Origin of the sequence: Arthrobacter sp. PAMC 25486 (assembly GCF_000785535.1) — a bacterium.
In the GTDB taxonomy this organism is placed as follows: domain Bacteria; phylum Actinomycetota; class Actinomycetes; order Actinomycetales; family Micrococcaceae; genus Specibacter.
On record NZ_CP007595.1, the window covers coordinates 4361750 to 4378442 of the forward strand.

13 protein-coding genes are annotated in these 16693 nt (G+C 62.6%); 11 read left to right on the forward strand and 2 right to left on the reverse strand.

What is annotated here, in order from left to right; genetic code table 11:
* The first annotated feature begins 3 nt into the window (after nucleotides 1-3).
* The 3 genes from art_RS19560 to art_RS19570 all read left to right on the forward strand — a co-directional run bounded on the left by art_RS19560 (nucleotide 4) and on the right by art_RS19570 (nucleotide 4622).
* Complete coding sequence (locus tag art_RS19560; protein WP_038467594.1) at nucleotides 4-1011, forward strand: hydroxyacid dehydrogenase; 1008 nt, start codon at nucleotides 4-6, stop codon at nucleotides 1009-1011.
* 57 nt (nucleotides 1012-1068) lie between these two features.
* On the forward strand, nucleotides 1069-3069 hold the full coding sequence (locus tag art_RS19565) for a DUF2264 domain-containing protein (protein ID WP_082000460.1): 2001 nt from the start codon (nucleotides 1069-1071) through the stop codon (nucleotides 3067-3069).
* Nucleotides 3070-3134: 65 nt separating this feature from the next.
* Nucleotides 3135-4622, forward strand: coding sequence for an arylsulfatase (locus art_RS19570; protein WP_038467597.1), 1488 nt, complete (start codon nucleotides 3135-3137; stop codon nucleotides 4620-4622).
* An 82-nt stretch (nucleotides 4623-4704) separates the two neighbouring features.
* Here art_RS19570 and art_RS19575 read toward each other — a convergent pair whose 3' ends face one another.
* The gene (locus art_RS19575; RefSeq protein WP_052136816.1) at nucleotides 4705-6072 is read right to left on the reverse strand and encodes an aminopeptidase C; all 1368 of its coding nucleotides are present in this window, start codon (nucleotides 6070-6072) and stop codon (nucleotides 4705-4707) included.
* A 220-nt stretch (nucleotides 6073-6292) separates the two neighbouring features.
* Between art_RS19575 and art_RS21355 the strand changes: the two genes are divergently transcribed.
* The 8 genes from art_RS21355 to art_RS19615 all read left to right on the forward strand — a co-directional run bounded on the left by art_RS21355 (nucleotide 6293) and on the right by art_RS19615 (nucleotide 15476).
* On the forward strand, nucleotides 6293-7399 hold the full coding sequence (locus art_RS21355) for a bifunctional GrpB family protein/GNAT family N-acetyltransferase (RefSeq protein WP_082000461.1): 1107 nt from the start codon (nucleotides 6293-6295) through the stop codon (nucleotides 7397-7399).
* 117 nt (nucleotides 7400-7516) lie between these two features.
* Entirely contained in the window at nucleotides 7517-7978 is a 462-nt protein-coding gene (locus art_RS19585; protein WP_038467600.1) for an NUDIX domain-containing protein, read from the forward strand.
* Between the two features lie 74 nt (nucleotides 7979-8052).
* Nucleotides 8053-8544: an NUDIX domain-containing protein gene (locus art_RS19590; RefSeq protein ID WP_038467603.1), complete on the forward strand. Its 492-nt coding sequence runs from the start codon at nucleotides 8053-8055 to the stop codon at nucleotides 8542-8544.
* A 68-nt stretch (nucleotides 8545-8612) separates the two neighbouring features.
* Nucleotides 8613-9173: a GNAT family N-acetyltransferase gene (locus art_RS19595; RefSeq protein WP_157875380.1), complete on the forward strand. Its 561-nt coding sequence runs from the start codon at nucleotides 8613-8615 to the stop codon at nucleotides 9171-9173.
* Nucleotides 9174-9236: 63 nt separating this feature from the next.
* Nucleotides 9237-10073, forward strand: coding sequence for an esterase family protein (locus tag art_RS19600; protein WP_038467606.1), 837 nt, complete (start codon nucleotides 9237-9239; stop codon nucleotides 10071-10073).
* A 398-nt stretch (nucleotides 10074-10471) separates the two neighbouring features.
* Nucleotides 10472-12115, forward strand: a complete 1644-nt coding sequence (locus art_RS19605) for an ABC transporter ATP-binding protein (protein WP_162182079.1) — start codon at nucleotides 10472-10474, stop codon at nucleotides 12113-12115.
* 176 nt (nucleotides 12116-12291) lie between these two features.
* On the forward strand, nucleotides 12292-13989 hold the full coding sequence (locus tag art_RS19610; RefSeq protein ID WP_052136819.1) for a DUF4091 domain-containing protein: 1698 nt from the start codon (nucleotides 12292-12294) through the stop codon (nucleotides 13987-13989).
* 17 nt (nucleotides 13990-14006) lie between these two features.
* On the forward strand, nucleotides 14007-15476 hold the full coding sequence (locus art_RS19615; protein ID WP_052136820.1) for a family 20 glycosylhydrolase: 1470 nt from the start codon (nucleotides 14007-14009) through the stop codon (nucleotides 15474-15476).
* 182 nt (nucleotides 15477-15658) lie between these two features.
* On the opposite strand, the gene art_RS19620 is transcribed toward art_RS19615, so the two are convergent.
* The gene (locus art_RS19620) at nucleotides 15659-16636 is read right to left on the reverse strand and encodes a LysR family transcriptional regulator (RefSeq protein WP_038467612.1); all 978 of its coding nucleotides are present in this window, start codon (nucleotides 16634-16636) and stop codon (nucleotides 15659-15661) included.
* Between the last annotated feature and the right edge of the window lie 57 nt (nucleotides 16637-16693).

Sequence of the window (16693 nt, forward strand, 5' to 3'; positions counted from 1 at the left end):
GGCATGACTTTCAAAATTGCGTTGGCCATGTCGGCAGGCGTTGCTGAACAAATCTTCCCCACGGCGAGCCTGTCGCTTCTGGACGAGAGTCTCGAGCTTGTCACGAAGGTGCCGCTGACACGTTTCGACTGTCCGGAAGCGCAGGAGATCCTGCCACAGCTCGATGCCTTGATTACAGGTTGGGGGTGCCCCTTGCTGAGCGCAGATGTGCTGGAACGGGCTCCGAAGCTCCGCTTTGCGCTGCATGCGGCCGGGTCTGTCAAGCACCACATCACTGAGGCGGTATGGGATCGCGGCATCCAGGTCAGCACGGCCGCCTCGGCAAATGCAATACCCGTGGCCGAGTACACCCTGGCCATGATCCTGCTGGCCAACAAAAAGGTGCTGGAATCATCCGCAGCCCTGTACCGGAGCGAGGGCACCCGCGTCAGCCCCACCTCGCTGTTTCCGGGCCTGGGCAACTACAGCAAAAACATTGGTCTGGTGGGTGCCTCACAGGTGGGCCGGGCACTCATCAAGCTGCTGCGCCCCTTCAAGTTCAACGTCCTTGTGTCCGATCCCTTTCTGACCCAAGAGGAAGCGGCACAGCTGGGTGTCACCCTGATGGAACTCGACGGGCTGTTGGCGGCCAGTGACGTGGTTTCGATGCATGCGCCAAGCCTGCCCGAAACCCGCCACCTTATTAATAAGGAACGCCTGGCCCTGATCCGGCCAGGTGCCACCTTCATCAACACCTCGCGCGGAGCCCTGATTGACCAAGTGGCGCTGCTCCAACGTGTCCAGACCGGAACGCTTTATGCGGTCCTGGACGTCACCACACCCGAGGTGCTGGAAGCCGGGCACCCCTTCTACAGCGAACCCAACGTGACCTTGACCCCGCATATAGCCGGCGCACTCGGCGTCGAACTTGCCCGGCTGGGTACCTCGGCACTGGCCGAGGCAGGCCGTGCGGCGAGAGATGAACCTCTCGCCTTCCCCGTGACCCGGGCAGACTGGGACCGCATCGCCTGAGGAACCCCAAACCCTGCCCGCAACGAAACCATCCGCCAAGAAAGAGACTGCAAAACAATGACGTTTCCCCCGCTCGACCCTGAGCTCAGCCCCCTCACCGGATGGACACGAGACCACTGGCTGCATTTTGCCGACGCGCAGCTGTGTGCTGTCCGGCCCTGGGCAACAGAGGACTTCTCCCGTATCCAGCTGCCCGGCAGGCCAGCATCTTCCGGGGAACTCTCGGACGGACTCGAAGGATACGCCCGCACCTTCCTGCTGGTGGCGTTTCGGGTGGCCGGGGAAAAGGGCGACGATCCGCACGGGCACCTTGAGCTGTACCGCCGCGGACTGTTGGCCGGAACGGCGGGCCAATGGCCGCCCATCAAGACCCGCTCCCAGCCCCTGGTGGAGGCAGCCTCCATTGCTTTGGGCCTGCAGCTGACCCGCGAATGGCTGTGGGATGCCCTCACCATCAGCGAACAGGACCAGGTCGCCGCGTGGCTGGCAGGCTCATCGACCAGCGCCGCAAACGCCAACAACTGGGTGCTGTTTTCCTTGATGATCGCCGAATTCCTGGCCAGCGCGGGCTACCCCCATAACCAAAACCACATTGAGCATGGCCTGAACCTTATGGAAGGCTGGTACGTAGGCGATGGCTGGTACCGCGACGGTGACGGTGACTTCTTTGACTACTACTGCGGCTGGGCCATGCACCTGTACCCGCTGCTGTGGCTGGGCCTGCTGGAACGCCGCGATCCGGAGCGTGCGGCCGAGCTGCGGCCGCGATTTGTCCGGCGGCTCGAGGAGTTCTTGCCGGACCACGTAGGCTTCTTTGGCGGTTCCGGTTCCCCGGTGTACCAGGGTCGCTCGCTGATTTACCGCTACGCCGCGGTGGCTCCGCTGTTCATGGCCGAGATTGCGGGGGCTACATCACCGCTGTCGCCGGGAGCGCTGCGCCGGGTTGCCAGCGGTGCCGCGAAGTTCTTTGCCGACGGAGGATCCTACGCGCCGGAAGGTGCCGCACCTGCTGGCGAGACGTCTGCGGGCGACGGCGAACTGGGCTTGCCGTCGCTTGGCTGGCAGCGCGAATTCCTGCCCATGGTGCAGTCCTACTCGGGTCCGGCGTCGCCCTTCTGGACGAGCAAGGCATTCGTGGGCCTGCTCCTGCCCGCCGACCACCCGGTGTGGACGGCAGTGGAAGAAGCGTCACCGGTTGAAGAACGCGACCGGACCCGCGTGGCACCCGGCCCGAACTTCATTCTGGCCTCCACGGCAGCCGATGGGATTGCCCGGTTGCTCAACCACGGCAGCGACAAGTACTACGGGCCCGGACTTGAAAATGTGGAGTACAGCAGATTGGCCTACTCAAGTCACACGGCCCCGGTGTATGACCCGCAAAACCCTGTGGACAACCACATCGGTGTCCTGAACGCCGACGGCCAAAGCTCGGTGCGGATGCGCATCCACCGGCTCGATGCGGATGAGAACAGCGTGGCCAGCTACTACCAGCCGGTGTGGGGACGCGAGGACGAAGCAGACTCGCCTTGGAAAATTGCGACGGCGGCGACCACAGCCGGGGGATATGAGCTCCGGGTCCACGCGGTCTCACTCGCCGCTGAAAGCCAGGACGCTGGCACCATCGACGGCGTGCCCCGAACCATTCGTGAGGGCGGATATGGGATTGCCGCGGATGCTCCGGTGGCGTCCTCAGCATTGACGGGCGGCGTGGACGGTGAAGGGGGTGCGGCTGCGGTGGACGGCTCCACCGTGTTCACGTCCGGGCTGCATAGCATGATCTGGCCGTTGCTGGGTTATTCCTCGGCGGGTAAGACCTCTGCCACCGGACTGTCCCCGCTGGGTGAACACACGTCCGTGCCCTATCTGGAAGGCGGCTTCAAGGGACCTCGCAGCATCTTCGCCTCGCTCGTGCGCCTGGGCGGCAGTGCCGTGGAGATCGGTCCCACGGATGTGATCATCAACGACCAGGGCGGCACCATCACGGTTTCCGTCACCGCCCCGGGCGGAACCGCCCTGAATGTCCGCCTCAACGCCTCATCCAGTGGGTGTGCGTTTTGAACGGTGCACCACCGGTACTGCAAGTCTCGATCCCCAGAACTCAATGAAGGAGAAGCTGTCCAACGATGACCAAGCCAAACGTAATTTTAATCTGTGTTGATGAATGGCGCGGTGACGCACTGTCATCGGAGGGGCACCCCTTCGTGGAAACACCCCACCTGGACGAGCTGGCCCGCAGGGGTGTCCGTTTTTCCAAGGGCTATTCGGCCACGCCCACCTGTGTGCCCGCACGCGTTGCCCTCTTTACCGGCCAGTCGCAGGAAAAGCATGGCCGAGTTGGCTACAACGACGGCGTCCCCTTTGACGTGGCACACCCGGTGACCATCCAGGGAGAATTCAAGAAGGCTGGCTACCATACCCAGGCCATTGGAAAAATGCATGTGTATCCGGAACGGGCCCGCATAGGTTTTGACGATGTCATCCTGCACGACGGCTTTATGCATTTCTCCCGGAAGAACTTCAAGCAGAACTTTGCCTTCTTCGACGACTATGTGCCGTGGCTGCGCCGCCAGCCCGGCAGCACCCCCGAGGCGGAATACTTCGACAACGGGGTGAACTGCAACTCCGTGGTGGCCCGTCCCTGGGACAAGGCCGAACACCTGCACCCCAGCCACTGGATCGGCACCCAGGCCATCGACTGGATGTATCGGCGCGACCCGTCCAAGCCGTTCTTCCTGTACCTGTCGTGGCACCGGCCGCACCCGCCATATGATCCGCCACAGTGGGCCTATGACCAATACCTGGACATCGACCCCTACAAGCCGGTGGAAGGCGACTGGGAACAGGATTGGGACGAGTTCCGCAAGGACGGCGACTACCAGGCTGCCTTTGGCGGCCTGGCCGACCGGACCGTGCACCGCGCCCGGGCCGGATACTACGGCCTGATGGCGCAGATTGACCTGCAGATCAACCGGATCAAGGAGTCCCTCGTGGACTTTGGCCTGGCCGAGGACACCATCATTGCCTTCACCTCGGACCATGGGGAGATGATGGGAGACCACCACATGTTCCGCAAGGGTCTGCCTTATGAGGGCTCGGCGCGCGTACCCTTCATCGTCGCCGATGCGCCCTCCGCCAAGAACTCTGCCCGGGGCGCAGTCATGGACGACGTCGTCGAGCTGCGGGACCTCATGCCCACCCTGCTGGACTTGGCGGGCGTGGAGATTCCCGATTCGGTGGACGGCAAGTCACTGGCACCGCACGTTCGCGGCGAAGCGGATGCCGGACCGGTCCGGGACTACCTGCACGGCGAGCACGTCTATTTCAACCAGAACATCCAGTGGCTGACGGACGGCAAGATCAAGTACGTGTGGGGTTCCGCCAAGGGTGTGGAGCAGCTCTTTGACCTGGCCACGGATCCCGATGAGTGCCGCAACCTGGCCCATGATGCGGCCTCGACGCCGCTGCTGGATCTCTGGCGGGCAAGAATGGTGGAGGCCCTTGACGGCCGTGAAGAGGGCTTCGTGCAGGACGGGAAGCTGGTCGCGGGCCGGCCCGTTGTCACCATCCTGGCGCACACGCGAGAGCGGATCGCTGCCGCTGCCAGCCACTGACTCCCCACCCAAGGACGACGGCGGGGGGGAACCTTTCGGAGGAAAGGTTCCCCCCCGCCGTCGGACTTTTCGACTGGATTGATTAGGCCAGGGCCCCCATGGGATCCCAGGCCGGCAGGACGGTGGCCTCGGCGCCCAGAGCCTGCTGCAGTTCGGGGGAGAGACGCTTCTTGTCCACCACCACCTCGAAGACGTACTCGTCGAACCAGTTGTCGGCCATGGTGTAGTAGCCCTTGTCGCCGCTCTCATCACCCCAGCTGTTCTCCACACGCCAGCGCCGGGTGCGACCCTCGAACACGTCTACACCGGTCAGCAGCATGGCGTGGGTCATGGCGGAGGCGCCAAAGCGGACCCGGGTTTCCTTGTCCATGGCCAGCTCTGCGCCGTACAGCCCGGCGTAGTCGTAGAGCTCGGCGTCCCAGATGCCTTCCTGGCGGACCATCTGCGGGCCAACGTCGCAGCCGAACCATACGGGTTCGCCATCCAGGATGGCCTCCTTGGCCAGGCGCTTGGCCAGGTCGATGTCCACGTTCAGGTAGAGCACGGGGGCCGCGCCCACTACATTGCCCAGGTGCTCCACCGTCAGGGTGCCGCCCTTGGGATGCTCGGCCCGGGGGTCGTCCACCAAGCACACATAGTCCTCGAGGTTGATGGTGGTGTACTTGGCCAGGAATTCCTGCGGTGTCAGGGTGCCCTCGTGGTGGAAGACCTTGTCATCGTCGGTGTACTCCCACTCGAACGATGTTGGCGGGGTGCCCAGGTGCAGGGTCAGGATGCGGTGCGCGTCGGAAAGGATGCGTTCCGAGGCGGCCTGCACACCGGCCGTGTCGCCGCTGTTGGTGAGCGCGCGCAGCTCGCCGGCGCCGCGGCGCAGCAAGGTGCACAGGACGGCGTTCATACGCCCGGTGTTGGAGGAGGACTCGGTTTCCGGCATGACGGATTTGGGCACGGCGCCGTACTTGCTGAAGATGTTCACGGCCATGTCCCATTGGCCGCCATCGCCCATGACGTCGCGGAGCAGGTGGGCCACGAGCCGGTCATCTTCTGGACGGTCCGCGGTTTCCAGGACGGAGGCTAGAAAATAGTTCGCGCGCTCCAGCTTGTCGAAGTACATGGCGTGGTTTTGGGAGAACTCAAACTCCTTGACGCCCAGCGTTTCTTTGGCGCCGACGCGCAGCAGGTTTAGTGCGGCAAAGAGCCAGCAGCGCCCGGACTTCTTTTGGTTGGTGACCTTCCAGTCGTCAATGCGGTGGGAGACGGTGGTGGTCAGGGCGGTGGCAAGCTGGTGGTCAATGGCGAGGTCGTCGACACTGACCCTCGCGATGGCGTTTTGGGTGCGCTTCAGGACTGGATCGGCGGCGAATGAATCACGCATGGTTGCCAGGGATTCGGCTGTCAGCAGGGATTTGTTTGTCAGGGGAGAAGTGGTCACAGCTGTGACGGTGCTCATGGAAAAGGCTCCTGTGTGGGATTTATGGTTGGGCAGCGAACTGCCGCCTTGTTCGCGCCGGCATGCCGTCTCAGAACCGCTCAACAGGTATGCCCCAGCGCACATTCCGACACTATCGCAGAAATGCTGTCGCTGCGAGATCATGATTGAAATTCGTTCCAAAAAGTCAGTAACAACAAGTTTGGGGCCCGTTGGGCGGCTGCCCGCCTAGGATTGCACCATGAGTTCTCCCGACAGCGTTGTCCCGCACCAGCCGACCTGGCATGAGGACTTCGAGCAAATTTGCGGCCACCTTCGGCCATGTCTGCCGAGAGTTCCGCACCACATCGAGCACGTGGGAAGCACCAGCGTGCCGGGTCTCGATGCCAAGCCGGTCATCGACCTGGATGTGGTGGTTCCGGCCGCCAGTCACGTGGCTCCGGCGATTGCCGCATTGGCCGACGCAGGATGGGTACACGAAGGCAACCTGGGGATTGCAGGCAGGGAGGCCTTTGAAATGCTCCCGGGGCTGCCGCTGCACCACCTCTACCTTGTCGTGGAGGGTTCGCAGCCTCACCGCAACCATGTGGACTTTCGCGACTTCCTGCGCTCCCATCCCGCCGAAGCCCAACGGTATGCGGCCGTCAAACGGGAGCTGTCCCCGCTCCTGGACACGGACCGCCAGTCATACACGGAAGGCAAGAACGCGATCGTGGAGGAACTGCTGGCGCTTGCCCGGGGTGCATCCATCCCGGCCCTGCGGGTTCCCAACCGCGGCACCTTTGCCAACCACGAGACGTTCTCCCTCGGCGACGGCACCGTGGTCCTGCGCCCGCTCACCATGGACGACGCCGCAGCCCACCTGGCTGGCGAGGACAGCGAGTTTTCCACCTGGCTAAGCGGCGGCGTCAGCACCGAGGAAACCGTCCGCAGGCACATGGAGCGCTCGCAGGTCCTGTGGCGGGACGGCGGGCCAATTTTTGCCTTTGCCATCTGCCATGAAGGAAGCAATACACCGCTCGGCACCCTAGACGTCCAGCTCGAACAACCCGGCTTCGCACCCGGCCAGGCCAACCTGGCTTACGGACTTTACCCGGCTGCCCGCGGGCATGGTCTGGCCACGCGCGCTGTGGACCTTGCCATGGAATTCTTGAGGCGCCACACGGACGCCACCTCCGCCCTGATCCGGGCCCTGCCCGGCAACCCGCGTTCCGCCACGGTCGCCCTGCGTGCAGGATTTACCCTTGTCTGTGCTGCGGGCGATTCTCCGGACGGGCACGCCTGGCACCAAAGGGAGGTGGAACGTGACGGCCCCAGGCAGGTCCCGGCACAGGTGAGCGGCCGTTGACCCTGGGTGCCGGGGCTCTCGTCCGGCGAGGTGGGCCGCACCCAAACCGCCGCGGTCGCGGGATCCGGCCATCCGGCGTCGTCCATCAGGGGACAGGGCGGCTGCTATCCTCGAACGATGCCAAAGGTGACAGAGAAAGCAGTGTGCTACGTGGTCCAGGACGGCCATCTGCTGGTCTTCACCCACCTGCGGCACCCCATGCACATCACCGGCCTGCGGCACCCCATGCACATCACCGGTGTCCAGGTGCCGGCCGGCACTATCGCCGAGGGCGAGTCTCCCATTGAGGCGGCCGAGCGCGAACTTCTCGAGGAAACCGGGATGACAGGGATCGTCAGCCGCGAGCTGGGCACGGCGTCCTACGATGTACGGCCCATGCGCGATGAGATCGCCAACCGGCATTTTCTGGACCTGACAGTCCCACCGCAGGATGTGTCCCGCCGCTGGATCGCGCGGGAATCGGACCCGTCGCACGGTGGTGCCGCGGAGGAATGGGAGTGCTGGTGGCTGCCGCTGGAACAAGCCCACGTGCTGGCGGCCGGGCTGGGCTCCCAGCTGTGGCGGCTCGCTCAGCCATAGCCCCGTCATTCATGGAATGGTCCGTTGGCACGATCCTGCCAGCATCACCAGCAAGGTGCCCTTAGGCTGGGCAGATGACTGGTTTCCGTTGGCGTCACTCGGTGCGTGCCCTCCTGCTTACTCCCGAACGACAACTGCTTCTTGGCCGCCACCGGGTCGGCAAGGGCTTTGTTTGGGCGGCTCCCGGCGGAGGAATTGAAGCTGGAGAATCCCCGCACGAGGCATTGCGGCGAGAGCTCCGGGAGGAAACCGGACTGCTCCTCGACGTATCGGCGCGGCCGGAGCACCTCTGGCACCAGGAAATCCACGACAGTTCAATCACCGAGGGCTTTGACGGCGCCATCAATGACTATTTCCTGATCAAGACCAAGAGGTTTGCCCCCGCCGGGCTCTGGCCTCACGAGGTGCTCCTCGATGAAGGTCTGGACGGCCTCGCCTGGTGGTCGCTCGAAGAAATTCAGGCCGCAGGCCCCACCGAGGTGTTTGGCCCCCGCAATCTTGCCGCCCTCTTTTCGTCCATTGCGCAGGGCAACCACGCCAGCGGACCTGTGCGCATCGGGCATTAGCGCACCACCTTGTTCCGGGCCGGTTGATTGACGGGTGGGCCCGCCCTCGCATGTGGTTGGATGGCTTCATGCATCGAAACGCCACTGCAATACCCTTGATTCGGCCCTGCATCTCCGTGGAATTGCCATCCCTTCATGCCATCGAACGGTTGTATGCGGCTGCTTCCCAGCCGCCGCCACTGTCTGAAAAGGCAGAGGTCGCGGCACTCTTTGCAAGACTGTATGGCTACAACAGTGCACGAGCCGATGTGGCGGCCGTGACTGCCCATCTCGATGGCGAACTTGTTGGTTTCGCCTATGGCCATCCCTGGGAATGGGACAAAGAAACGGATCCATGGTCACAGCAACTTCAGGCTTGCCTGGGTGAGGAGGCTGCCGCGCTCATCGAGGGGTCATTTTCAGTGTTGCTGCTTGCCGTCCATCCCAGCTCCGGGCAGCGTGGAGTTGGCACCGAACTGCTCGAAATGCTCATGGCACACTCAGGCGCCCGAACCCATTGGCTGCAAACCACGGATGCTGATTCCCCTGCCCAGCGGCTGTACCGGCGCCAGGGATACCGAAAACTGGGCCACGGCCCAGAGGCCCCGGACGGGCGGCCGGGTCTGGTTCTTGTGCACACAATAGCCTGAGAATTCAGGGGCCAACTTCCACCGTGCAAAGGTGGCCTGGGCCACACGCTAGACTTTTCGACTGTGCCTACTGAACTGCCGTACCAGCCGCTTCCCCTTGACCAGTCCGCCGTGCGCTACACCCATGGGCCCGACTCAACTCCGCAGCAGGGAGTTCCGGCCGGGCGCACCATCGAATTTGAGTGGAACCGCAGCACGGTCTACCCTGGCACGTCCCGCAAATTCTGGGTCCATGTGCCTCAGCAGTACCGTCCGGGTGAACCCGCTTCATTAATGGTGTTCCAAGACGGTTGGTGGTACCTCGATCCCGAGGGTGAGGTGCGTGGCGGGATTGTTCTGGACAACCTCGTCCACAACGGGGACATCCCGGTCGCCATCGGGGTGTTCGTCGACCCGGGGATCTTCCCGGGCGCTGAGATCCCAAAGAACCGCAACGCAGAATACGACGCGTTTGATGACAGGTACGCAGAGTTCCTGCTCACGGAGATCATCCCGGAAGTCACTTCCCGGTTCACGATCTCCGACGATCCCGAAAAGTGGGGGCTCTGTGGCGGCAGCAGCGGCGGCAATTGTGCATTCACTGCGGCGTGGCTGCGCCCGGACAAGTTCCGCAAGGTCATCGGGTACCTGTCCAGCTTCGTTCAGATGCCTGGCGGAAATCCCTACCCCGAACTCATCCCGGCCACCCCGGCCAAACCGTTGCGGACCTTCCTGCAGGCCGGCCACCGGGACCTGCGCTGGAACCAGCCGGAACGAAACTGGCTCTCCAGCAACCTCAGGGTTGCGGCGGCCCTTGCCGAGGCCGGGTACGACTTCCGTCTTGTTCTCGGCGATGGCGGACACAGCCCCAACCACGGCGGTGTCCTGCTCCCGGACGCCCTCCGCTGGCTGTGGAGATAATGTCCACGCCAACGTCATATTCACGAAAGCTGCGAACACCTGCGATATGTTGGCAGTATCACGCGTGAAACCGCACGCCGCCTGACACGAAGCGAACAAATGACACCCTCAAGTACTTGATCGGTTGGAGCAGTGAATTGCTCAGCCAAACCGGTTCATGAACCGGTCAATGGCGTGCCTCAATGCCCGCGAGCCCTCATGTCGGCCGCCGGCAAATGCTCCCGTCGCCATGTTCCCCTGGACGTTTTTGTCCCCGCAATTTATTGGCGCAAGTGGTCGTCGCACCATTTTTGATTTCGCATTTGATTGTCGCGTGCTGAATCACCGGTTGCGAATGACCCGGCTGCCTTTGATGGAAGTCAGGTTTAGATATGCAGCACGGAATATTTCCTACAATCATGCGTATTTTGCGCGACATCTGGAGTCAAGGCCGGTTGCTGTCCACAGGCATTTGGACACTAAAAGGTGTGGAGAGTCTCTTTGCTGTTCTGCCTTCACTGGTACTGGCATGGCTGGTGGGCGCCTTCGAGGCTGGGGGCGACGCCATGAGTCAAACAGTGTTTGCAGCATTCATTTACAGTGCCGTATGGGCTGCATCCCGGATGATTTCACCGGGACTGACCCAATTGTACGGACGCGTGGAACAGCGGCTTCAGACTAGGTTCATTGTTGATGCGATTCAGCGGCAGGAGTCCGCCAGCCCTCTTGACCGCGCTGCGATAGGTGATGCTGAACTCAGCTTCGCGATCGACAGCGGGGCGGAAGGCATTAGGAACTCCACGTGGGCTGTTGTCTCGAGTATCGTGCCGGCAGTTTTGAACGCGGTTGTCGGTCTGGTCATGTTCATGACGCTCTACGGATACGCTCCAGCGGCGGTATTTGTTGTTGCCGTCTGTGTCCTGATTTTTGGAAGCAGGCCAATTATTCGGCGGCATCAGGCGAGGCAACATTCGTCCATGGAAGAAGCCATGAGCTCATTTGGCGTCCTCCAAAATACGTTGGAATTTTGGCGGGAATCGAGAATCCTCGGTGTTGGCGATTACCTTCGCGAACGTTACCGGGCTGATCGCAGGAAATTTGAGCAGAGAGCCCATGCCAGCTATATGACGACTGGCCTGCTCCAAATTTTCCAGATCTCGGTCATCGCGGCTGGAATCTTTGGGATGGTTTATGCGTATGCCATCCAGCACGTTGGTGTCCTCAAGGCGGCCGACATCGTGGCGATCATTGGTATATCAGTAGCTACCTTGGTCCCACTTCAATCTCTGGGTTTTGGCGTTTCTTCCTTGAGCAGCGGCGTCGCCCAGATTAGACAGTCGGAATCTGTACTCAAGCAGGCGGGATCGGACGGGTACCTGCCTGCAACCATTTCAAGCGTATTCTCAGCCGAGCCCGCCATCCTTTCTGTGCAAAACTTTCATTGTGAGTCATTCGGTGGAGGACATGCTCTGAGAGTCACTTCTTTTAAAGCTCCAATTGGCCAAATCACTTGGGTCCTCGGCCCCAGTGGTTCGGGAAAGACCGTTTTTCTCGACGGTCTTGCCGGTCTGGCGCCCGTCAGAAATGGCACGATCGAGTGGTCGGGCCGGAGCAGGTGTAAAGCTTCAGTCGGATATTTAAGGCAATCAGCTCCAGTTCTGGCCGCTGACCTAATGGAAAATGTGGAACTGGGCCGCGACCGAGGTAACGCGGCGTTGGAGTCATTGAAGAATCTCGAATTATTGGCTGCATGTGACACGAAGTCCACGGCGCACCAAATATTCCCCCGTGGCGACGGATCACGGCTGTCCGGTGGGCAGGAAAGGCGAATGCTATTGGCAAGGGTGCTGCTGAATGATCCAGATATTTTGATTTGTGACGAGCCAACCACCTGCCTCGACCGCGAGTCCCGCGCCATTGTCTGGCAGTTGCTGGAACAGGAATCACAGAAAAGGATCGTGATTGTGTCGACGCATGATCCGGAAGCCCCGATGCGTGAATCTGATTCGAGTCTTGATATTGTCGGTTGTGCCGTGCCTCACACGGAGGTGGCGGTCCAATAATCCATGAGTTTCCTCAAGATCAGTTATGTTCGTGTGCGGAAAAAATGTCCCGCTCCCACGCCTGACCATGTGGAATCCGTATGGCAACGGGTCAAACCAGGACTGATTCCACACACAGCCCGTCACGCCCGTCACCTTCAACGGGACACCTCTATTAAGAAAGCCTCCCCCTGAAAATGAACTCACGGAAACTCACTCTTGCCAGCGACTCATGGGCCTTCATGCTTGTCGATTCGCTGGAAAAGGTCTATCCGGATGCTGTCCCGCGCCCGCACGATCCGTCCGTGCCCACGTCCACGTTCCTGGGCGAAACTTTTTCATTCCAAATCGCGATCCGCCCGCCCCTGACCCGGTACTTCGCTCCCGCAGGGGACCTTACCGTCAGTATCGGCGGCGCATTGAGTGCATGGGCGGTGGTCCACCAGGTGGAACTGGTGCCCTGCACCGTGGCGGCGTTCCCTGGCCACGACGGAGGCTACGATCGCGACACCCCCGGCCTCTACCCGGATCTGCTGCGTCCCAAACCCGACGGCGGCATCAGGCCCCTTGCCAGTTCGTGGACCTCAGCCTGGGTCGATATCACGGTTGAGGGTGCTGAACTGGCCGGGAGCCATGAAGTCCCCGTGCGCGTCACCGGTTCCGCCGGGGAGGTGTTGTTTGAAGACCGCCTCACCATCACCGTCCTAGGCCGCCGCCTGCCCGAGCTGGCCATCGTGAATTCCCACTGGTTCCATTGCGACGGGCTGGCGAGCTTCTACGGCGTCGAGGTTTTCAGCGAAGAACACTGGAACGCCATCGACAAGTTCATCGCCTCGGCAGCAGAGATGGGCGTTAACTCCCTGCTCACCCCCACCTGGACCCCGCCACTGGACACCGCCATCGGGGGCGAGCGCCTGCCCACCCAGCTCATTGGCATAGCGGAGGGCGGCGGGGAGTACAGTTTCGATTTCAGCCTCCTTGAGCGCTGGCTGGAGATCTGTGCCCGTCACGGCATCAAGTACCTCGAAATTGCCCACCTGTTCACACAGTGGGGCGCCCGCTTCACTCCCGCCATCTACGTCACCACCGGGACGGAGGCAGTACGTCGATTCGGGTGGGATGTCCCGGCCACCGACCCCTCCTATCGCCGGCTGATGGCCGCGCTCCTGCCCGAACTACGAGTGGTCTTGTCTGAGCACTGGTCCTTGGACCGGGTGTTTTTTCATATTTCCGATGAACCGCATGGCGAAAAGGCCCTGGCCAGCTACCTGGAAGCAAAAGCTGTTGTGGCCGATCTGCTGGAGGGCGTGGAGGTTGTCGACGCGCTCAGCGACTATGCGTTTTATACCAGCGGCGCCGTCAACCGACCCATCGTGGCGACAGACGCCGTCGGACCATTCTTGGAAGCTGGCATGGACCGGCTGTGGGTCTATTACTGCACGGCGCAGGATGCCGGGGTCGCCAACCGGTTCATCGCGATGCCCTCAGCAAGGAACAGGGTCCTGGGCCACCAGCTGTTCGCCATGAAATGCTCGGGCTTCCTGCACTGGGGATTCAACTTCTACAACACCGCCTATTCCGTGAGCAGCATCGACCCGTTCAAGGACACCTGCGCTGGCGGGAATTTTCAGGGCGGGGACTCGTTCATGGTCTACCCGGGCGATGAAGGCACACCGTGGGCGTCCATCCGCTTCAAGATTTTTGCCCAGGCGATGGCCGACCACCGGGCGTTCACGCTGCTCGAAGAGCTGGCCGGGCGTGCGGCGGTCATGGACATTATTGACAGCAACGGCCAAGGTGGTCCGCTCGCCATGGACAGTTTCAACTACGACCCCGTGCATTATTTGCGCAGCCGCCAACAGGTCAACGAGGCCATTGCCGGCGCAACGCCGTGAAAGGAAACATTTCAGCCATGAACAGCACCACAGACTCAGCCACGCCCACCGCACCCGTCGTGGTGCCATCGCTCCAGCGCTGGGAGGCGCAGCCCGGCACCACTGGCCTGGGTGAGGGGTTCGTCGTCGAACATCCAGAGGATCTGGCTGGTTTGGCGCGGACGCTGCGCGCGGACATCGCCGACGTCACCGGGCTGGCAGGCGGCATTGGCGCGGACACCGGTGCCGGGAAGATCACGCTGGTGCTGGACCCGGAGCTGGAGTTTGGCACCGATAATGCCACGGCACCGGACGAGGGGTACGTGCTGGCGATCGACGGCGGTGTGCGCATCAGTGCGCGGACGGCCACCGGCGTTTACTGGGGGACGCGAAGCCTGCTGCAAATGCTGTCGGCCTCCACGGAACTGCCGGCCGGCATCGCGACCGACTGGCCGAACTATCCGGTGCGCGGGTTCATGCTCGATGTCGGACGCCGCTTTGCGCGCCCGGAGGCGCTGCGCGACTACATCCGTTTCCTGAGCTGGTACAAACTCAACACCTTTATGGTGCACCTCAATGACAATGAAATCACCAAGGACACCAAGCGCAGCTGGGATCAGGCGCAGCAGGGCTTCCGGCTGGCCTCGGATTCACCCTGGCTGGCAGGGCTCGCGGCGGAGGACGGCGCCTACAGCCGCGCCGAGTGGGACTCCTTCGAGGACCTGGCGGCCCAGCGGCACGTGCAGCTGATCCCGGAAATCGACGTGCCCGCACACTCGCGCTCCTTCATCCGCTGGCGCCCGGAACTGGGCCTGAACGGCGGGGATTCGGACATGCTGGATCTGGAAAAGCCGGAGACGGTGGAGCTGGTCAAGAACGTGTTTGAGGAGTTTGTGCCGTGGTTCCGTGGCCCGGCCGTGCACTTCGGCGCCGATGAATATGCCCGCGGACATTCGAAGACCTACCGCGGATTCTTCAACGCCGTCAGCACACACCTGCGCTCCCTTGGCAAAGACCCTGTGGCGTGGGGGAGTCTGACCATGATGTCCGAGGGTGCCGGGGCGCCCGGCCCCGGCGGCTACAACCGGGACGTGACCATGTGCGCCTGGAGCAGGGACTGGTACAGCGGCCAGGCGGCTGTGGCAGACGGCTACAACGTCATCAACACCGATGACCGCCTGCTCTACATTGTGCCGTTCGCCGACTACTACCACGGCCAGGGGCTGGACGCCCGGGACCTCTTCGAAAACTGGGAACCGCACATCTTCGGCACCGGCTACAACCTGTACCCGGGCCACCCGCAGCTCCTCGGCGCGGCGTCGGCGCTCTGGAATGACCTGGTGCTGCTGGACTATGACGAGCGTGCGGTTTATGAACTTGTGAAGCCGGCGTTCGGGGTGCTGGCACAGAAGATGTGGGCCGGCGCCGTTCCCGAACTGGGCTATGAGGACTTCATGGACCGCAACGCGGCGGTGGCTGTGTGGCCCGGGAGCACGCTCCTAGGCTGACACGTTTTCCAACAAATGCCCCACTTTGTGAAAAATGCCGCCGTTTGCCGGAAATGCCGTAGATCAAACCATGGCATTTCCGGCAAACCACGGCATTTTCGCAATCGCTGCCCGCCGCCTCCGGGGCACACCCCCGGGAGGGCATGATCTTACATCTCGGCGAAATGAGGGGCTGGCGGAGGCTACCCGCCCGCCAGCTCCGCCATGACCTCCTGCAACGCCTGCGCCACGAGCTGCACCGAGCGGCGCTTGTAGTTTTCCGGCCGCACCAGCAAATCAATGCGCCGCTGCGTGTTGATCCCGGCCAACGGCCGCAGCACCACGCCGTCGTTCAGCGCAGGGCTCGAGGTGTAGCGTGGCAACAGCCCAATCACCTCGCCCGTGGAGACGAGCGCGGCAACGGTGGAGTAATCGTTGATCCGGTGCACCACCTCCACCGGACGGCTCGCCATGGCCCCCACGGCCACCAAAACATCGGCGGGGGAATAGCCGCTGCGGCTGCTCACCCAGGGAAAACTGACGACGTCGGCCGCCGTCAGCGAGTGCCGGCCCGCCAGCGGGTGGTCCACGGCCATCGCCACGTCCAGTGGCTCGTGCGCCAGCGGAATGACCGTCACCCGCTCCTCCGGCCATTCCGGGCTGTGGTCCATGCGGTGGGCCAGGACCAGATCGTAACGGGCGGTCAGGCCGGGAAAATCCTGTTGGGCCACGTCCTCGTCCGAAAACTTGACCCGGGGCACAGCCTCCGGGGAAATGGTCGGCGGGTGGCCGGCGTCGAACATCAAGGAGGAGGACTGGGCGGGCGAAGACTGGGCCGCCGCCAGCCGCCGCACCAGCGGGGCGAACAGGGCCTGCCCGGCGCTGTGGAAACCGCTGATCGTGACGGTGCCGCCGGCGTCGTGCTGGTACGCGCCGATCGCGGCTTTGGCCGTGGCCATGGCGTCGATGACTTGGGCGCCTGCTGTGGCAAGCACCTTGCCGGCCTCTGTCAAAACCAGGTTCCGGCCATCCTTGCGCGTCAGCGGCGTGTCCACTTGGCGCTGGAGCGAGGTGATTTGCTGCGAGACGGCGGAGGGTGTGACAGACAGGGTGTCGGCGACCGCCTTGATGCTGCCCAATTCGCCGAGCTCACGCAGCATGTGCAGTTGGTGAAGTTCCATCCACCCAGCATATAGCTAAGTAAATACTTAATTGACGATGGAGAAATTGTCGATTGT